The following is a 16,768-nucleotide window of genomic DNA, read 5'->3' as shown; positions in this document are numbered from 1 at the left end:
CTCAGCCCTGATCTCGGACGGCGCCGAGACAGCGCGTACGTGCCTGCGTGAACGCCTCGGCCGCCGCGTCCGCGTCACCGGGCGACCGCGTGCGGTACGTCCACGGCGCCACGGTGTAGAAGGGGTCGAGTACCTCGAACACCCGTGTAGCGTCCCGGAATTGATGCGCGCCCCATAAAGCGTGGGCCAGGTGGCTGAGGTCGAGGAGCGAGGTCGCCGCGGGCAGCGCGTGCTCGAACCACAGGTGCAGCGCGCGCAGGGCGGAGCGGGTCGCGTCCTCCCCGATCCAGTGCAGATCCAGGGCCTTCTCGCTGCCGCCGTCCTTGCGGTACCGCTCGACGCGCACATACAGGGGCAGTACGTGGAGCGCCGAGCCCGCGTGCGCCGAACCGGACGCCCAGTGGGAGAAGTTGACCGCCTCGGTGAGGGGGCCTCCGGGGCGGCGTGTGTACGCGAACTGCAGCATCCGGTGGTAGGCCTCGCGGTTGCCCGGGTCGCGCTTGTCGGCCTCGGCGAGGAGGTGCCAGGGTCCGGGGAACAGCATCGGCTCGGGGGCCGGCACCCGGTGCTCGTCCCAGCGCTGCCCCTTGTCGAGCTGGGCGAGGGCGAGCAGGCAGACCCACGGCACGGGATCCTCGGGCGAGGCGTCGATCGTGGCCCCGCACGCCGCTGCCGCCTCGCGCCACAGCTCGTTGGTGTGGCGGTGTCCGGCGCGATGGGCGCGCAGGGTCCGCTCGACCAAAACCCTGGTGTGCAGCACGGACGCGGCGGCGCTGTGCGGCTCCTCGGCCTGCCAGGCCCTGACCACGTCGGATCCGGCGACGGCGGCCGCCAGGATCTGCGTACGTTGCGTCCAGAGCCCCCAGTCGGGCGTCGAGTCGAGAAGGTTGCGCGTCGACACCCAGCGACCCGTCTTGAGGTCCTGGAGCACGGCGCGCAACTGTTCGTCGTGGCCCGCCGGGTGATACACGGGGCGGCCTGACGGAGTGGGCATGAATCCTCGGTGGGGGAGGGCGGAGGGCAGGGCGTGTGAACCGGCCTATGACGGAATGATGTTGTTCGGCGGTCAGTGTAGATCTGCAACTTCCGTTTACATGGCGGTTCGTGGATCTTTTGGGATCGAATTGTGCCCAACTCGGCGCGCCGGTTGGCAATTTGAAGAAAGGTCAGGACGGATCCGGCCCGGCGGTGGGGCCCTTGACGCCTTCCTGGCCGCTGTAGCAGGCTTCCGCGGTGATCACCAATGGCAGAGGACCGCGCGGCGAGGCAGTCCTCGCCATCGACCAGGGCACGTCCGGCACGAAGGCTCTCGTTCTCTGTCCGGAACGCGGAGTGATCGGTTCCGGCGCAGCGCCGGTACGCCCGCGCCACCTCCCCGGAGGCCGGGTGGAGGTCGATCCGGCGGCGCTGTTCGCCTCGGTGGTCGACGCGGGACGCCGCGCCCTGGCCGAAGCTGCGGAGCCGGTCGCCGCCGTCGGCCTCGCCAATCAGGGCGAGACGGTGTTCGCCTGGGACCCCGCTTCCGGCCGCCCGCTGACCGACGCGATCGTGTGGCAGGACCGGCGGGCGGAGCCGCTGTGCGCGGAACTGGCCCCGTACGCCGACGAGTTGAGGCAGCTGACGGGACTCCCTCTCGATCCCTACTTCGCCGCGCCCAAGATGGCGTGGATACGCCGCCACCTCACCCGAGAGGGCGTCGTCACCACCAGCGACGCCTGGCTGGTCCACCGGCTCACCGGTGAGTTCGTCACCGACGCCGCGACCGCGGGGCGCACCCAGCTCCTCGACCTGGACGACGTCACGTGGTCACCGCGCGCCCTCGACGTCTTCGGCCTCGCCGATGAGCGGCTGCCGCGCGTCGTCGACGCTGCGGGCCCGGTCGGCACCACGAAGGCATTCGGCCCCGAGCTCCCGCTGACCGGCCTTCTCGTCGACCAGCAGGCCGCGCTGCTCGCCCAGGACGTGACCGCGCCCGGCACCGCCAAGTGCACATACGGCACCGGCGCGTTCCTGCTCGCCCAGACCGGCTCGCGCCCGCGCCGGGGCGGCTCCGGTCTGGTGAGCTGTGTCGCCTGGCGCCTCGCGGGGGAAAGCAGCTACTGCCTCGACGGGCAGGTCTACACGGCCGCGTCCGCCGTGCGCTGGCTCACCGACCTCGGGGTGATCGAAGGGGCGGCGGATCTCGACCTGGTGGGCTCGTCGGTGCCCGACGCGGGTGGCGTCACGTTCGTGCCCGCGCTTGCCGGGCTCGCTGCGCCCTGGTGGCGCGGCGATCTGCGCGGCTCGATCACCGGCCTCGGCCTCGACACGGCCCCCGGCCATCTGGTCCGCGCCCTGTGCGAGGGCATCGCGGCCCAGGTCGCCTCGCTCGCCGACGCCGTGGCCGCCGACCTGGGCGAGCCCCTGACGAGTCTGCGCGTCGACGGCGGTCTGACCCGCTCGGCCCTCCTGATGCAGACCCAGGCCGACCTGCTCCAAATCCCCGTCGAGGTATCGGCGTTGCCCGACGTCACCGCACTCGGCGTGGGTGTGGTCGCACGCATGGGCCTCGACCCGAAGCTCACGGTGCGGGACGCGGTCCCGCGGTGGCGGCCCACCACCGTGTACGAGCCGAAGATCGACGCCACCCGGGCCGCCGAGCGCCTGGGCGGCTTCCGCTCGGCGGTCGGCGCCCTCCTCGACCGCGCGCCCGTGCCGTCGTCATGACCGTCACCACCAAGGGCCCGCTGCCGCCCGGGCCCTACGACGTGACCGTCGTCGGCGCCGGTGTGGTCGGCTCGGCCATCGCCCGCGAACTGGCCGGGCATCATGGCCTCCGGGTCGCCCTTGTCGAAGCCTCCGGTGACGTCGGTGACGGCACGTCCAAGGCCAACACCGCCATCCTGCACACCGGTTTCGACGCCGTGCCGGGCTCCCTGGAGTCCCGCCTCGTACGTGAGGGCCGGCGGCTGCTCGCCGCGTACGCCGCCGAGTCCGGCATCCCCGTCGAGCCGGTCGGCGCGCTGCTCGTCGCCTGGGACGAGGAGCAACTCGCGGCGCTGCCAGACCTGTTGAAGAAGGCCGAGGCCAACGACTACGACGACACCCGGATCATCGGCCCCGACGAGCTGCGGGCCCGCGAACCCCACTTGGGCGAGGGCGCGCTGGGCGCGCTCGACGTCCCGGGCGAGTCCATCATCTGCCCCTGGACGACGACACTGGCGTACGCCACCCAAGCCGTGCGCGCGGGCGTGGACCTGCACCTCAACTGCGAGGTGGAAAAGCCCAGTTCATCGAAAACATCGACATCCCCGGGCGGTCCCGGCCGCCACCATGAACTGACCACGCCCCGAGGCGTCGTACGCACCCGCTACCTCATCAACGCCGCGGGTCTGCACGCCGACGCGCTCGACCGGCGGCTGCTCGGGCGCGCCGAGTTCACGGTCACCCCGCGCCGTGGTCAGCTCATCGTCTTCGACAAGCTCGCCCGCGACCTGGTCCGCCACATCCTCCTGCCGGTGCCGACGGCCCTCGGGAAGGGCGTCCTTGTGGCACCGACCGTGTACGGAAACGTTCTTCTCGGCCCCACCGCCGAGGAGTTGGACGACAAGAGGGCGACGGGCACGACGCGGGACGGCCTCGCCGGACTGCGCGCCAAGGGCAGGCGCATCCTGCCCGCGCTGCTGGAGGAGGAGGTCACCGCGGTCTATGCCGGGCTGCGGGCGGCCACGGAACACGACGACTACCAGATCCACGTGTCACCACAGGAGCGTTACATCACCGTCGGCGGCATCCGTTCCACGGGCCTCACCGCTTCGATGGCCATCGCGGAGTACGTCGTCGGCCTGCTCGCCGATGCGGCGGGCCCCGACCTCGACCTGACGGTGGCCGGAAACCTGGACCCGGTGCGCATGCCGAACATGGGCGAGGCGTTCCCGCGCCCCTACCAGCGCGCCGACCTCATCGCGACCGACCCCGCGTACGGCAGCATCGTCTGCCACTGCGAGCGCGTGACCCGCGGGGAGATCAGGGACGCCCTCATCAGTACCGTCCCGCCCGGATCACTGGACGGCCTGCGCCGACGGACACGCGCGCGGGGCGGGCGCTGCCAGGGGTTCTACTGCGGGGCGGCGGTACGCGAACTCTTCGACGGCTGGGGCGAGTCGGGGGCGGCGCGATGAGGCGGCAGCGGGGCGTGGACGTCCTCGTCGTCGGCGCGGGTCCCGCGGGACTCGCCGCGGCGGCCCGGCTCGCCGCTTCGGGCACGGGCACGGTGGAGGTACTCGAACGGGAGGCGCGGGCCGGCGGGGTGCCGCGCCACTGCCACCACGGAGGATTCGGGCGGTGGGGAGTGACGGGGCCGCGGTACGCGGAGAGCCTCGTCGAGGCCGCGCTCGGCGCGGGAGCTGCCGTACGGACCGGGGTGACCGCCACCGGCTGGGCCGGACCGCTCTCCCTGGACACGACGGGACCGCACGGCCTGGAACGGATCACCGCGCGCGCCGTGATCCTGGCCACGGGCGCGCGGGAACGGCCGCGGACGGCGCGGCTCGTGCCCGGGACGCGCCCGGCGGGAGTGCTCACCACGGGGGAGCTGCAGCAGGCGGTCCACGTCTACCGCCAGGAGATCGGGACCCGGGCGGTCGTCGTGGGGGCGGAGCCGGTGAGCTACGCGGCGCTGTCCGCGCTGCGGCTGGCGGGCGTGGAGGTCGCCGCGCTCGTCATGGAGGAGGCGCGGGCGCAGGTGGGCTTGGCGCGGGCCACGGCGGCCCGGCTCGGGGTTGCCCGGGTGCCGCTGCTGACCGGCACGGCGGTGACCGAACTCCTGGGCCATGGACGGCTGTCAGGGGTGCGGCTGCGACACCGTGACGGGCGGGAGACGGTGCTCGCCTGCGACACGGTGGTGTTCACCGGAGACTTCGTTCCCGACCACGAACTGGCCCGGCGCGGGGGAGTGCTCCTCGACCCCGGGACGCGGGGACCCGCGGTGGACGGTTCGTTCCGCACGGCATCGCCAGGTGTCTTCGCAGTGGGCAGCGGGGTGCACGCGGTGGAGCCGGCGGGGGTGGCCGCGGGGGAGGGGGCGCGGGTCGCTCGCGCGGTGCGGGGCTACTTGGACGGCGCGGGGTGGCCGTCCGGCGGCGTGCCGGTGGTGGTCGATACCCCCCTGCGATGGGTGGCACCGAACCGGCTCGTGCCAGGTGCTCATGGGGGCCGCTTTGTCCTGCGGACGGCGGAGGCTTTGGTCTGCCCTGTCCTGGTGGTCACGCAGGACGGGCGGGGCCTGTACCGGGAGCGGGTGCGGCGGAGGGTGCTGCCCAACCGGGGGGTGTATCTCTCGGGGGGTTGGGTCGGGAGGGTGGATGCGGGTGGTGGTCCGGTGCGGGTGGCGTTCGGCTAGGGCCTTTTATTTCCCCAACCCCGTCCCTTCCCGAACTGGGGCTCCGCCCCAGACCCCGTACAAGATGTCCTCAATCGCCGGACGGGCTGAAAGATTCAGCCCGTCCGGCGATTGAGGACGAGCTCGGCGCAGCCGGTGATGACGGCAACCAAGGCCACCGAAGGGCCCCCGCGCCAGAGCGGGTTTTCGGGAAGGGGCGGGGTTGGGGAAAAGACCGCTCTTCCGTCTAGCGGCAGCTGCCCGTACACTCCAAAACTAGCAGTGCTAATTTACGTCACGCGATGCCCCCGCAAAGCCCTCGCAGAGCCCCGCAGACGACCACCGCAAACGATCCGGAGCCGTATCGTGCGCCCAGTCCACTTCGCCGCAGCCCGCCGCACCCCCATCGGCAAACTCCGCGGCAGCCTCTCCTCCGTCCGCCCGGACGACCTCGCCGCCACGGTCGTACGCGGCCTCCTCGCAGGGACCCCCGAGCTGGACCCCGCCCGGATCGACGACATCTACTGGGGCGCCGCCAACCAGGCGGGCGAGGACAACCGCAACGTCGCCCGCATGGCCGCCCTCCTCGCAGGACTCCCCGAATCCGTGCCCGGCGCCACCGTGAACCGGCTCTGCGCCTCCGGGATGGAGGCCGTCACCGCCGCCGCCCGCACCATCGCGTCCGGCGAAGCCGACATCGTCCTCGCGGGCGGCTCCGAGTCGATGAGCCGCGCCCCCTTCGTCCTGCCACGCCCCGACGAAGCGCTGCCGCACAAGATGGAGACCGCCGACACCCGCCTCGGGTGGCGCCTCGTCAACCCGGCCATGAAGGACCTGCACGGCGTCCTCGCGATGGGCGAGACCGCCGAGGAAGTCGCCGAGCGCCACAACATCTCCCGCGAGCGCCAGGACACCTTCGCCCTGCGCAGCCACCAACGCGCCACCGAGGCCCGCAAGAACGGCCACTTCGACGACGAGATCCTCCCCGTCACCCGACCCGACGGCACCCTCGTCGACCTCGACGAATGCGTCCGTGAGGACACCTCGTACGAGAAGCTCGGCAGCCTGCGCCCCGTCTTCCGCAAGGACGGCACCGTCACCGCGGGCAACGCGTCGCCGATGAACGACGGCGCGGCCGGGCTCCTCCTCGTCAGCGAGGAAGCCCTGAACGAGCTCGGGCTCGAATCCCTCGGGCGGTACGTCGCCGGCGCCTCCGCCGGTGTGCACCCGGACGTCATGGGCATCGGGCCCGTGCCCGCCACCCAGAAGGCGCTCACCCGCGTCGGCTGGACCGTCGGCGACCTCCAGGAAGCCGAGTTCAACGAGGCGTTCGCGGCCCAGGCCCTCGCCTGCGTCGACGCCCTTGCCATCGACCCGGAGCTGGTGAACCCGACCGGCGGCGCCATCGCCCTGGGCCACCCCCTCGGCTGCTCCGGCGCCCGCATTCTCACCACCCTCCTGCACCGCATGCGCCGCACCGGCGCGGCCCGCGGCCTCGCGACGATGTGCGTGGGCGTCGGCCAGGGCAGTGCGCTGCTCGTCGAGCGCGGCTGAATCTCTCCCCCCCCCCGCAAGGCCGCACGGAACGCACGGAAACGGAGCACCACCCATGGCCACGCTGTCCCTCGCCGCGATCCTCGCCGAGCCCGCCCGTCGCCGGCCGGACCGCACCGCCCTCGTCGAGGGTGAACTGCGGCTCTCCTTCAGCGAGTTGTGGGGGCAGTCCCGCGCGCAGGCGGCGGCGCTCGTGGGGCTCGGGGTCGGGCCCGGGGACCGGGTGGCACTGATGGCGCCCAACACCGCCGAGTTCCCGCGCGCCTACTACGCGATCCTCGCCGCGGGCGGCGTGGTCGTCCCCGTACACCTCCTGCTCTCCGCGGAGGAGGTCGAGCACGTCCTGCGGGACAGCGGCGCCACCCTGCTCCTCTGTCACCCCGCGCAGGCCGAGACGGGCAAGGCCGCCGCTGCCGCCACCGGCGTACGCATGCTGACCCTCGGCGAGGACGGCGAGCTGGAGACCCTGACGGGCGCGGCCGAGCCGCTCCCCACCTACCTCACCCGCGACGCCGACGACCCCGCCGTCGTCTTCTACACCAGCGGCACCACGGGCGTCCCCAAGGGCGCCGTGCTCAGCCACCTCAACCTGGTGATGAACGCGACGGTCTGTGCCTTCGACGCCCACGACGTGCGCAGCGACGACATCGCGCTCGGCGCGCTGCCGCTCTTCCACGCGTTCGGCCAGACCGTCTCCATGAACGCGACCTGGCGCGCGGGCGCGACGCTCGTGCTGCTGCCGCGCTTCGACGCCGCGCGGGCCATCGAGCTGATGGCGGCGGAAGGCGTCAACACCTTCCACGGGGTGCCGACGATGTACGTGAACCTCGTGGCCGCCGCGGCCACGGCCCCCGAGCTGCCCACGCTGCGGCTCGCGATCTCCGGCGGCGCCTCGCTTCCCGTGGCCGTACTCGAACGCTTCGAGGAGGCCTTCGGCGTACCGGTCTACGAGGGGTACGGGCTCTCCGAGACCTCGCCCACCGCCTCCGTGAACCAGCCCGTCTTCGGCACCAAGGCGGGCAGTATCGGCCACCCGCTGTGGGGCGTGGACGTGGAGATCGCCCGCGCCGACGTCGAGGGGCGGATCGAGCTGCTGCCGGCTGGGGAGCTCGGCGAGGTCGTGGTCCGTGGCCACAACGTCTTCTCCGGCTACCTGGGGCGCCCGGAGGCGACCGCCGAGGCCGTCGTCGACGGCTGGTTCCGCACCGGGGACCTCGGCACCAAGGACGCCGACGGATTCCTGGCCATCGTCGACCGCAAGAAGGACGTCATCATCCGCGGCGGCTTCAACGTCTACCCGCGCGAGGTCGAGGAGGTGCTCATGCGCCACCCGGACGTCGCGCACGTCGCCGTGATCGGCCTGCCCGACGACGTGCACGGCGAGGAGATCTGCGCCGTAGTCGTCGCGGCTCCCGGCTCCGCGCCCGATGCCGCGCAGATCACCGAGTGGTCGAAGGGACACCTGGGCCGCCACAAGTACCCGCGCCGCGTGGAGTTCACCGCCGAGCTGCCGCTCGGCCCCAGCATGAAGATCCTCAAGCGGGAGCTGCGGGTCACTTACAGCGGGTCCTAGGCGACTGCTACGGAGGCGTCCAGGATGTGGCCGCCCCTGACGGCCCGGAGATAGTTGGGCCTAGCATCTGTTCTCGGCATGGACATATCTCTCGATGTATCTCTCTGGGAATTCGCCGCGCTCGCCGCGGCCGCGGTGCTGGTCGGCTTCTCGAAGACCGCCGTCAGCGGGGCCAACACGGTCAGCCTCGCCGTGTTCGCGGCGGTCCTGCCGGCCCGCGAATCGACCGGTGTGCTGCTGCCCATCCTCATCGCGGGTGACGTACTGGCGGTCCTGACCTACCGCAGGCATGCCCACTGGCCCACCCTGTGGCGGCTGTTCCCCGCAGTCGCGGGCGGCGTGGTGGTGGGCACGGTCTTCCTGATGTGGGCCGACGACGCCATCGTCCGTACGTCGATCGGGGCGATCCTGCTCCTGATGGCCGCGGTCACGGTGTGGCGCCGCCGGGCGCCCGCGGACGGGGCGGAACCCGAGCGACCCTCGCGCGGCGCCCGGCTCAAGGCCCCCTCCTACGGCGTGCTCGGCGGTTTCACCACCATGGTCGCCAACGCGGGCGGCCCGGTGATGTCGATGTATCTGCTTTCCGCGGGCTTCAGGAAGCTGAGCTTCCTGGGGACGTCGGCGTGGTTCTTCCTCATCGTCAACACTTCCAAGGTGCCGTTCAGCGTGGGCCTCGGCCTGATCGACGCGCACTCGCTGCTGCTCGACGCGGCGCTCGTGCTCTTCGTCGTCCCCGGCGCCCTCATCGGCAAGGCCGCCGTGCACCGCATCAATCAGCGCCTCTTCGAGCAGCTGGTGATCGGAGCCACGGTCCTCGGCGGACTCCAGCTGCTGCTGCGCTGACGGAGCAGCAGCCGGGGTCAGGCCTTGCTCAACGGGACCGGGACCGGCCGCCTGGCCTCGGGGGCAAGGCCGTGCTCCAGGTCCTCCACGAGCAGCCGCTTCGCGATCGCGTCGACCGCCTTGACGAGGTCCTGGTCCGCGGGACGGCCGCTGTCCTTCTCCACCTGCTCGCCCAGCCACTTGGCCCACGCCTTGCCGATCACGTCGGCCTCGCGCTCACCCGCCGGGGTGTGCGAGAAGAGCAGTCCTGAGCGAGTGAGGAAGCCCTCCTCGACCATGCGGTTGAAGACCGGCACCAGGACTTCGGACGGCAACTGACGCCGTGCGGCGATCAGGCTGAGACTCGCGTGACCGACCATCCGGTCGAAGAGGGACACCTGCATCACGGCCCACGCGCCCGCGATGTCGAGCCGGGTGTCGGAGTCGTCGATGACACGACGCGCGGTGTCCATACCCGTACTGCGGATGATGTTCCCGACCGCCAGCTCGAGCACCTGGTCCGGGCTGCCGCTCGACGTCGGTGACGCGAAGCCCTCGCCCATGTCCGAGGAACTCATCCGCGCGCTGTCCCGCAGCTGCACCTGCTTGAGGAAGAGGGCCACCAGGAACCCGAGCAGCGCCACGGGCACCGTCCACAGGAACACGGTGTGCAGCGTGTCGGCGTACGCCTTGATGATGGGCGCCGCCGCCTCCGCGGGAAGATCGTGCAGCCCCTGCGGACTCTGCGCGGCCTTGGCCACCACGGCCGGATCCGCGGCCCCCGCCTCGGCCGCCGCGGCGACCCCGTCCGCGAGGTTCGGCTTCAAGGTGTTGGCGTAAATAGTGCCGAACACGGCGGTGCCGAAGGAGCTGCCGAGCGTACGGAAGAAGGTGACTCCGGAGGTCGCCGTGCCCAGATCCGAGTAGACGACGGTGTTCTGCACGGCGATCGTCAGGACCTGCATGCAGAGCCCGATACCGGCGCCGAGGACGAACATGTAAAGCGACTCGAGCCAGGTACTGGTCTCACTCCCCATGAGCGAGAGCAGATAAAGCCCGAGAGCCATCACCAAGGCACCCACGATGGGAAAGATCCGATACTTCCCGGTCTTGCTGACCACATTGCCGCTGAAGATCGAGGCGATGAGCAGACCGATCACCATGGGCAGCGTCCGCACGCCCGAGACAGTGGCCGAGTCCCCGTCCACGTACTGCAGATAGGTCGGCAGGAACGTCATCGCGCCCAGCATCGCGAACCCGACGATGAAGCTGAGGATCGAGCAGACCGTGAAGACGGGATTGGCGAAGAGCCGCATCGGCAGCATCGGTTCGGCGGCCCGCGTCTCGACCACACAGAACAGCGCGAGCGCGATGGCGCCGCCCACGAACAGCGCGATGATGGTGCCCGAACCCCACGCGTACTGGTTTCCGCCCCAACTCGTCGCCAGAATCAGCGCGCTGGCGCCGATCGCGACGAACGCGATGCCGAGATAGTCGATGACGGGACGCACCGCCGACTTCACGACGGGAATGGTCCGGGCCGCGGCGATCACCACGACGATCGCGATGGGTACGTTGACGTAGAAGGCCCAGCGCCAGGTCAGATGGTCGGTGAAGAGCCCGCCGAGAAGCGGCCCGATGACGGTGGCGACGCCGAACACGGCACCGATCGCACCCTGGTACTTCCCGCGCTCGCGCAGTGGGATGACATCGGCGATCAACGCCATCGACGTCACCATCAGACCGCCCGCGCCGATGCCCTGCAGCGCGCGCCAGGCGATGAGCAGCGTCATGTTCGTGGACAGACCGCACAGGAACGAGCCGGTGATGAAGACGATCGCCGAGACCTGAAAGACGATTTTCCGCCCGAAGAGATCGCCGAACTTCCCGACGAGCACCGTGGCGACGGTCTCCGCGAGCAGATACGACGTCACGACCCACGACATGTGCTCGGCGCCGCCCAGATCCGCCACGATCGTGGGCAGCGCTGTGCCCACGATGGTCTGGTCGAGTGCGGCGAGCAGCATCCCCAGCATGATCGTCACGAAGACGATGTTGCGGCGGCGCTTGTCCAGGACGGGCGGCCCCTGGGCGGGGGCCTCGGCGGCGGGCTCGGCGGTGGTGGTCACACGATCACCCTCACACCGCGTTTGTGCCTGTGCATGCGGGGCCGGTCCGCCCCGGTGATGGCCCCGGTGACGGCCCCGGGACGGCGAGGCAGGCGGACCGCCCCCGTTCGCTCAGCCCAGGTTGCGGCGCAGCAGATAGGTGTCCATGATCCAGCCCTTGCGCTCGCGCGCCTCGGCCCGGAGGGCCTCGATGCGGGGAGCGGCTTCGTCGAGCGGCCCGGAGACGAGGATTTCATCGGCGGTCCCGATGTAGGCCCCCCAGTAGATGTACATGTCGCCGCCCACCCCGCCCTGGTACTGCCGGAAGGCCTGATGCGCATCAAGCATCACCACGACATCATCGACCCCCTCGGGAAAACCACCGTCGGCGAGGCGACGCCCGGTGGTGATCTGCACGGGCCGCGCGACGCGGTTCAGGCCGGTGCGGTGCTTCGCGGCGAGCGAAGAGACACTGCTGATACCGGGCACGACGTCGTACGAGAAGGCCACCGCACCCCGGCCGAGAACCTCCTCCAGAATCCCGAGGGTGCTGTCGTACAGCGCGGGGTCGCCCCACACCAGGAACGCACCGCACTCGTCCGCGCCCAGCTCATCAGCGATCATCCGCTCATAAATGTCCGCACGGCGGCTGCGCCAGTCCACGACGGCGGGGGAGTAGTCCGCACCGCCCGCCTCCCGGTCGCGCGCGGGGTCCGGCGCCTCGACCACACGGAAGGCACCGTCGGCGCGGTGCGCGCCGAGGAGATCACGCCGCAGCTGGACGAGGTCGTCCTTCTCCGCGCCCTTGTCGAGGATGAAGAACACGTCGGTGCTCTTCAGCGCCTTGACGGCTTGCAGGGTCAACTGGTCGGGGTCGCCCGCGCCGATACCGATGACATGAATCTTTCGCACACCGAAAGTGTGCCGTACGGGTGCGCTGCGGTACCCCCTGGGAGGGCACGAGCCCGCCCCGCACCACCATCAGCCCCTGCCACCCCCGTCACCCCTGCCCGCTCCCCGCAGCCGCGGCGCGTGCTCGGCCGCGTCAACCGTCGGCCCGTCCCCTTCCACAGACTCCCCTTCCAGAGACTCCGCTTCCAGAGTCTCCGCCAACTGCCGTGCCCACACCACGAGTCCGTCCACATCGATCCCGTAGGGCCGCTCCCCCCACTGCCCCGTGCCGATCGCGCCCGCCCCCCTGAGCAGCAGCCGCGCCCCGCCGGTGACGTTGCCGCGGGCCGAGTGGGTCAGCCCAACGGCCAGCTGCGCGAGCCCCTTCCACAGGTCGCGCTCGCCATCGGGCCCCGACTTCCAGGCGTCCTCGAAGACCTCGTGCGCGTGAAAGGGCCGCCCCGCGTCGAGCAGGGCCTGCGCCTGAGCGACTGTCTCCTCGGGCGTACGCGTGACGCCTTCGGGCTGCCGCTCCACACCCTCGGTGCCGTACGGCAACGGCCGCCCGAGCCCATCACGCGGCCGCGCATTGCGGGCCCGCCCTTCGTCATCACGGTCACGGCCACGGTCATCTGGTCGAGGTGCGGTGCTCATACGGCGATTGTCCCTCGCCAGACATCCGACGGACGGAGCGGACCACCCCCGAACGTGGGGTAAAGTTCTGTCTGCGCGATCACGCAGAACACCGCGAGACACGCATCGGGACGTGGCGCAGCTTGGTAGCGCACTTGACTGGGGGTCAAGGGGTCGCAGGTTCAAATCCTGTCGTCCCGACGGAAACGTCGCAGGTAGGGGTCGCCTTCGGGTGGCCCCTACTTCGTGTTTGGGAGTGGTTTTGGGAGCAGGGGGGGCCGCTCCCTGTGCTCCCTGGGAGCGGGAGTCTGGGAGCTCCCAGGGAGCATCTCCGCTGCCCGGTCTGGTGCACGAGGGAAGGGGTCGCGCTGTTCGCCCCCTTGTCCGAATACTCGTCAAGGGGCGTCCTCCCACTCGTCCCCATGACGGCTTTCACCGACCCTGTGGGTGCCCGAAACTCGGCCGCCCTACGCGACCTGCGTGTATTCGTGAATGACACCGCCGAGTAGATCTCGACGGGTGACCTTGCCGTCCGGGCGCGGTGTGGGCGGTGGGTGTTGAAGTGCGTCTCATATGCGGCCAGGACGGTGCGCAGGTGCCGTTCGTTGACGATCAGTGTGCGGTCGAGGAGTTCCCGGCGGCATCCGCCGATCCAGCGTTCGATGTACGCGTTCGCCTGCGGGGCCCGGATGGGAGTGAGCAAGACCTGGATGGCCTCGGATGCGAAGACGGCGTCGAAGGCGTCAGTGAACTTCGTATCTCGGTCTCGGATCAGGAACCTGAATCGGTCAACGCGGTCGTCCATTGCCATGAGGAGGTCACGCGCCTGCTGGACTGCCCAGTTGCCGGTCGGATGGGCAGTGACGCCCAGGAGGTGTACTCGGCGGGTAGAGATCTCCATGGCCACCATGCAGTACAGGCGCCGCAGTAACACGGTGTCGACGTGGAAGAAGTCCACGGCGAGGATCCGGAGGCCTGGCTGCGTAGGAACTGTGCCCACGTCGGGCCCGAGCGTCGTGGCGCCGGGGCGATCCCGGCTCTTCTCAGGATCGCCCATACCGTGGAGGCGCCAACTGGACGACCGGCGCGGGCCAGTTCGCCGGCGATCCTGCGGTATCCCCAGTGCGGGTTCTCCGCGGCGATCCGCAGCACCAGCTCCCGTACGGTGGGCGGGGTCGGTGGTCGGCCTGGTCCTCGGCGTTTGTAGGTCCAGCGGCGCTTGACCAGGTCGGAGTGCCAGCGCAGCAGCGTGCCCGGGGTGATGAACAGGTGGCCTCGAAGGGCCTTGGGCAACAGCCGGACCAGTGCCGCGACCACTGCCTGGTCTGCCCATGAGGGTTGCGGGCGGAGGACGTGTCGGCGGAGCACGGCGAGCTGGTGCCGCAGTACGAGTATCTCTGTGTTCTTGGAAGTCTCCGATCGGGCAAGCAACGCAATCCTTCCCAAGATCTTTGGGAAGGGCATATCGCCGCCAGGGTTCTTCATGTCTGTGAGCCCACGCGGGCGGAGCGCCTCTACTCGGCCACAAGTCCGGCCCCACAGCGACGAGTTGGCCGAAGAGCTGGATGTTCTCTGCTGGGGCGGCGCCGCGCCGCCGGGGCCATCGATCTCTTGGTGTGTGCGACAGTGATCGGTGTGTGCGACTGCGACCCACCACGATCACACGGTGCTCCACGTGGACAACGGCTTCGCGCGAACCGGGAGTGGGGCAGTCGACCACCTGCGGAGATGGTCCCGCTGGGCTCGATGGGCCCCAACCGGGCGGGCCGGCACCGCCACCGCGACCGGGGTCAGCATCCCGCGCTGTGCGGGCGGCACCGCGCATCGGCCGAACGCACCTGCGCACGCATCGTGATTGTGCCGAAGCCGAAGTACACCCCGGACGCGGTGACGGGAACCACCGCCCATACCCGCCCGCTCACAAGATCAGCGGCTGAGCCGGATTGCGTGATCGTGGATGAGGCGCAGCTTCTTGCGCCGGCGGCGTCATCGCAGGAAGAACCGCCTGGTGAAAGCGGAATAGCGGAATATCAGAACCGCGAAGTGGTCTGGCTCTAGCCCCGGGATATTGCCGGAACATCTCTGACCCCGCGCCAAAAGAGTGCCGCGTCGTTTACCAGGACCCCCAGGCCAGGTCACGGCAGTGGGTTTTGAACTTCGTGGATATGGTCATGCGCAGTCTTGCACTCATCACTCCCCCTGGTGGTGCACGAGCATAAGCAATCGCATCAGGGAGAGGTGTGGACGGAAAGCCTCTTCATTGAGTGTCCGCACCGGCTCAATGCCCCGTTCGCAAACCGAAACGCTCGCGGTCCCCCCGCTCACTTTTCCGCAATGCGGAAAAGTGTTTCTGCATGTCGGTAGATTATGACTCGGTGGCAGAACTGTCAACGCCGACTACCGAACGTTGTGAACGTTCTCCTGGTGGGCGCCGGGTACGTCGACGAGCTGTAGGGCCGCCGCTTTCACGCCAGCCTCGAATCGGCTCTCGGCGTCGAGCTTCTCCATGATCGACGTGGTCATGCGGCGCAGGGTGCGAGGCGAGATGCCGAGGGCCCGGGCGATCGAGTCGTCCTTGCTGCCGTTGGCAAGCAGCTTGATCACTGCCGTCTCGCGCTCGTCCAGTTCCACTTCGCCGGGGGTGTCCACGGCGCCCGTGGGGGCCGCCGTGGCGTCGGGCGGCACCGTGCCGTGCACCCAGCAGTGCTGGAAGGTGCCGCGCAGCAGCTGGCAGATGTCGGGGCCGCGGGCCTCCAGTGCGGTCATCTGTCCGTCACGGGGTGAAGCGGACATGTAGGCAAGGGCGTTGTCCACGAGGATCATCCGGAACGGCAGCACGGAGGCGAGTCGAACCTCGCAGCCGGCGTCCTTCAGGGCGGCCAGATGGGCGCGGCCGTGGGGCAGGCTCGCCATCGAGTTGAGGTGGATGGCCCGCATGGTGACGCCCCTGTTCAGAGCGGTCTGATTGCGTTCCATGCTCTCCTGGAGCATGCGCTGCGGCAGGGGCGAGCCCGGGTGCATGCTCAGGATCTCGTTCTGCGCCTTGATGGCCGCGCCGTGCAGCGCGGCGGCGATGCTGTCCTCGCCGATCAGCAGATTGAGCTGGGCGTCGCTCTCCGTCCTCGACTGCAGGGCGAGGAGGTTGGAGCCCAGGATCGCCATGGTCTCCGACAGCTCTTCGTTGAGCGTGAGCCGCTCGCGTATCGCCTGCTGCTCGAGGGCGAGCAGCTGCGCCAGGGCCGTCTCCGGGTGGACGGCGACGAAGGTGTCGCCGGCGGTGGTGGGCCGGATGAGACCCAGCTCGAGCAGCAGCGCCTCGGCTGCTTCGAAGGTCTGGTCGCTCAGCTCGAGGCGGGTCCGGGCCGCCGAGGTGCTCCTCCCTGATTCGGCCAACATATGGCGGAAGAGTTTGTGAGCGTCGACTGCGGTTTCCTGGTGCATGGGTCCCTCGATATCGGGCGAGCTGGCGGGTTACCACAACTTTCAACGGTTTAAGTTTGAAACTGACTTGCCCCCCAGACGGGCCCTTCGGACCCGCTGCTGCACGTTAACTCATGACTTCCGCTTATGGACATGGCACTGAGTGGCCACGGTTCCCGCTGGACTCTTGCAGGTTGAAACAGAAAGGATCGTGATGTCGATGCCCGGTGGCGGCTGAAAGGCGGCCAAGGGTTTCCGCCCGGTGTTCGTGCGAACCATGGCCCGTTTATCGGGAAGAGCTCGCCCGGCGCACCGGATTCTTTCTCTCCTGGCGCAGCGATGGCGCTGCCCGGAGAGCTCCAGGGAATCTCGGGGGGCATGGCTCCGACCGGATCACGTCTTTTGCAT

At 70.0% G+C, this 16,768-nt stretch carries 14 protein-coding genes, 1 tRNA gene and 1 pseudogene; 9 read left to right on the top strand and 7 right to left on the bottom strand.

The window, feature by feature from the left end; translation table 11 throughout:
* Position 1: 1 nt before the first annotated feature.
* The gene (locus ABD378_RS09350; RefSeq protein ID WP_344520081.1) at positions 2-994 is read right to left on the bottom strand and encodes a hypothetical protein; all 993 of its coding nucleotides are present in this window, start codon (positions 992-994) and stop codon (positions 2-4) included.
* Between the two features lie 239 nt (positions 995-1,233).
* Here ABD378_RS09350 and ABD378_RS09345 point away from each other — a divergent pair, with 239 nt between their 5' ends.
* The 6 genes from ABD378_RS09345 to ABD378_RS09320 all read left to right on the top strand — a co-directional run bounded on the left by ABD378_RS09345 (position 1,234) and on the right by ABD378_RS09320 (position 9,329).
* Complete coding sequence (locus ABD378_RS09345; RefSeq protein WP_344520080.1) at positions 1,234-2,706, top strand: FGGY family carbohydrate kinase; 1,473 nt, start codon at positions 1,234-1,236, stop codon at positions 2,704-2,706.
* A complete protein-coding gene (locus ABD378_RS09340) occupies positions 2,703-4,160 on the top strand; it encodes an FAD-dependent oxidoreductase (RefSeq protein WP_344520079.1) in 1,458 nt (485 codons plus the stop codon). The genes ABD378_RS09345 and ABD378_RS09340 overlap by 4 nt, the downstream gene beginning before the upstream one ends.
* Positions 4,157-5,380 carry an NAD(P)/FAD-dependent oxidoreductase gene (locus tag ABD378_RS09335; RefSeq protein ID WP_344520077.1) on the top strand — a complete coding sequence of 408 codons (1,224 nt, stop codon included), beginning with the start codon at positions 4,157-4,159 and terminating at the stop codon, positions 5,378-5,380. Before ABD378_RS09340 ends, ABD378_RS09335 begins: the two co-directional genes overlap by 4 nt.
* 345 nt (positions 5,381-5,725) lie before the next feature.
* Entirely contained in the window at positions 5,726-6,913 is a 1,188-nt protein-coding gene (locus tag ABD378_RS09330) for a thiolase family protein (protein WP_344520076.1), read from the top strand.
* 55 nt (positions 6,914-6,968) lie between these two features.
* Positions 6,969-8,486 (top strand): long-chain-fatty-acid--CoA ligase, encoded by a 1,518-nt coding sequence (locus ABD378_RS09325; protein ID WP_344520075.1) that lies wholly within the window; start codon positions 6,969-6,971, stop codon positions 8,484-8,486.
* 78 nt (positions 8,487-8,564) lie between these two features.
* Complete coding sequence (locus ABD378_RS09320) at positions 8,565-9,329, top strand: sulfite exporter TauE/SafE family protein (protein ID WP_344520074.1); 765 nt, start codon at positions 8,565-8,567, stop codon at positions 9,327-9,329.
* A 17-nt stretch (positions 9,330-9,346) separates the two neighbouring features.
* Here ABD378_RS09320 and ABD378_RS09315 read toward each other — a convergent pair whose 3' ends face one another.
* The 3 genes from ABD378_RS09315 to ABD378_RS09305 form a co-directional block, all read right to left on the bottom strand.
* Positions 9,347-11,437 (bottom strand): MDR family MFS transporter, encoded by a 2,091-nt coding sequence (locus ABD378_RS09315; protein WP_344520073.1) that lies wholly within the window; start codon positions 11,435-11,437, stop codon positions 9,347-9,349.
* 111 nt (positions 11,438-11,548) lie between these two features.
* Positions 11,549-12,328, bottom strand: coding sequence for a precorrin-6A synthase (deacetylating) (gene cobF / locus ABD378_RS09310; RefSeq protein WP_344520072.1), 780 nt, complete (start codon positions 12,326-12,328; stop codon positions 11,549-11,551).
* A 69-nt stretch (positions 12,329-12,397) separates the two neighbouring features.
* On the bottom strand, positions 12,398-12,961 hold the full coding sequence (locus ABD378_RS09305) for a DUF309 domain-containing protein (RefSeq protein ID WP_344520071.1): 564 nt from the start codon (positions 12,959-12,961) through the stop codon (positions 12,398-12,400).
* Positions 12,962-13,067: 106 nt separating this feature from the next.
* On the opposite strand from ABD378_RS09305, the gene ABD378_RS09300 reads away from it, so the two are divergent.
* Positions 13,068-13,141: transfer RNA gene (locus ABD378_RS09300), tRNA-Pro, on the top strand.
* On the opposite strand, the gene ABD378_RS09295 is transcribed toward ABD378_RS09300, so the two are convergent.
* Positions 13,107-13,592 carry an integrase core domain-containing protein gene (locus ABD378_RS09295; RefSeq protein WP_344520102.1) on the bottom strand — a complete coding sequence of 162 codons (486 nt, stop codon included), beginning with the start codon at positions 13,590-13,592 and terminating at the stop codon, positions 13,107-13,109. The two genes, ABD378_RS09300 and ABD378_RS09295, sit on opposite strands and share 35 nt — an antisense overlap.
* Between ABD378_RS09295 and ABD378_RS09290 the strand changes: the two genes are divergently transcribed.
* Positions 13,491-13,871, top strand: coding sequence for a hypothetical protein (locus tag ABD378_RS09290; protein WP_344520103.1), 381 nt, complete (start codon positions 13,491-13,493; stop codon positions 13,869-13,871). The two genes, ABD378_RS09295 and ABD378_RS09290, sit on opposite strands and share 102 nt — an antisense overlap.
* A gap of 140 nt (positions 13,872-14,011) precedes the next feature.
* On the opposite strand, the pseudogene ABD378_RS09285 reads toward ABD378_RS09290, so the two are convergent.
* A pseudogene (locus ABD378_RS09285) lies at positions 14,012-14,404 on the bottom strand (hypothetical protein); the annotation flags it as partial.
* A 264-nt stretch (positions 14,405-14,668) separates the two neighbouring features.
* Here ABD378_RS09285 and ABD378_RS09280 point away from each other — a divergent pair.
* The gene (locus ABD378_RS09280; protein WP_344520070.1) at positions 14,669-14,998 is read left to right on the top strand and encodes a hypothetical protein; all 330 of its coding nucleotides are present in this window, start codon (positions 14,669-14,671) and stop codon (positions 14,996-14,998) included.
* 339 nt (positions 14,999-15,337) lie between these two features.
* On the opposite strand, the gene ABD378_RS09275 is transcribed toward ABD378_RS09280, so the two are convergent.
* Positions 15,338-16,381, bottom strand: coding sequence for a helix-turn-helix transcriptional regulator (locus tag ABD378_RS09275; protein WP_344520069.1), 1,044 nt, complete (start codon positions 16,379-16,381; stop codon positions 15,338-15,340).
* Between the last annotated feature and the right edge of the window lie 387 nt (positions 16,382-16,768).

It is taken from the genome of Streptomyces rectiviolaceus (genome assembly GCF_039533825.1).
GTDB classification, from domain to species: domain Bacteria; phylum Actinomycetota; class Actinomycetes; order Streptomycetales; family Streptomycetaceae; genus Streptomyces; species Streptomyces rectiviolaceus.
The sequence above is the reverse complement of the archived record's forward strand: the minus strand, read 5'-3'. Positions and strand labels throughout refer to the sequence as shown.

What these genes read in the sequence shown, in the direction of transcription:
- ABD378_RS09325 (WP_344520075.1), top strand. Translation starts at nt 6,969, where the DNA reads ATGGCCACGCTGTCCCTCGCCGCGATCCTCGCCGAGCCCGCCCGTCGC.
- ABD378_RS09280 (WP_344520070.1), top strand. Translation starts at nt 14,669, where the DNA reads ATGGTCCCGCTGGGCTCGATGGGCCCCAACCGGGCGGGCCGGCACCGC.
- ABD378_RS09335 (WP_344520077.1), top strand. Translation starts at nt 4,157, where the DNA reads ATGAGGCGGCAGCGGGGCGTGGACGTCCTCGTCGTCGGCGCGGGTCCC.
- ABD378_RS09305 (WP_344520071.1), bottom strand. Translation starts at nt 12,961, where the DNA reads ATGAGCACCGCACCTCGACCAGATGACCGTGGCCGTGACCGTGATGAC.
- ABD378_RS09275 (WP_344520069.1), bottom strand. Translation starts at nt 16,381, where the DNA reads ATGCACCAGGAAACCGCAGTCGACGCTCACAAACTCTTCCGCCATATG.
- ABD378_RS09340 (WP_344520079.1), top strand. Translation starts at nt 2,703, where the DNA reads ATGACCGTCACCACCAAGGGCCCGCTGCCGCCCGGGCCCTACGACGTG.
- ABD378_RS09350 (WP_344520081.1), bottom strand. Translation starts at nt 994, where the DNA reads ATGCCCACTCCGTCAGGCCGCCCCGTGTATCACCCGGCGGGCCACGAC.
- ABD378_RS09320 (WP_344520074.1), top strand. Translation starts at nt 8,565, where the DNA reads ATGGACATATCTCTCGATGTATCTCTCTGGGAATTCGCCGCGCTCGCC.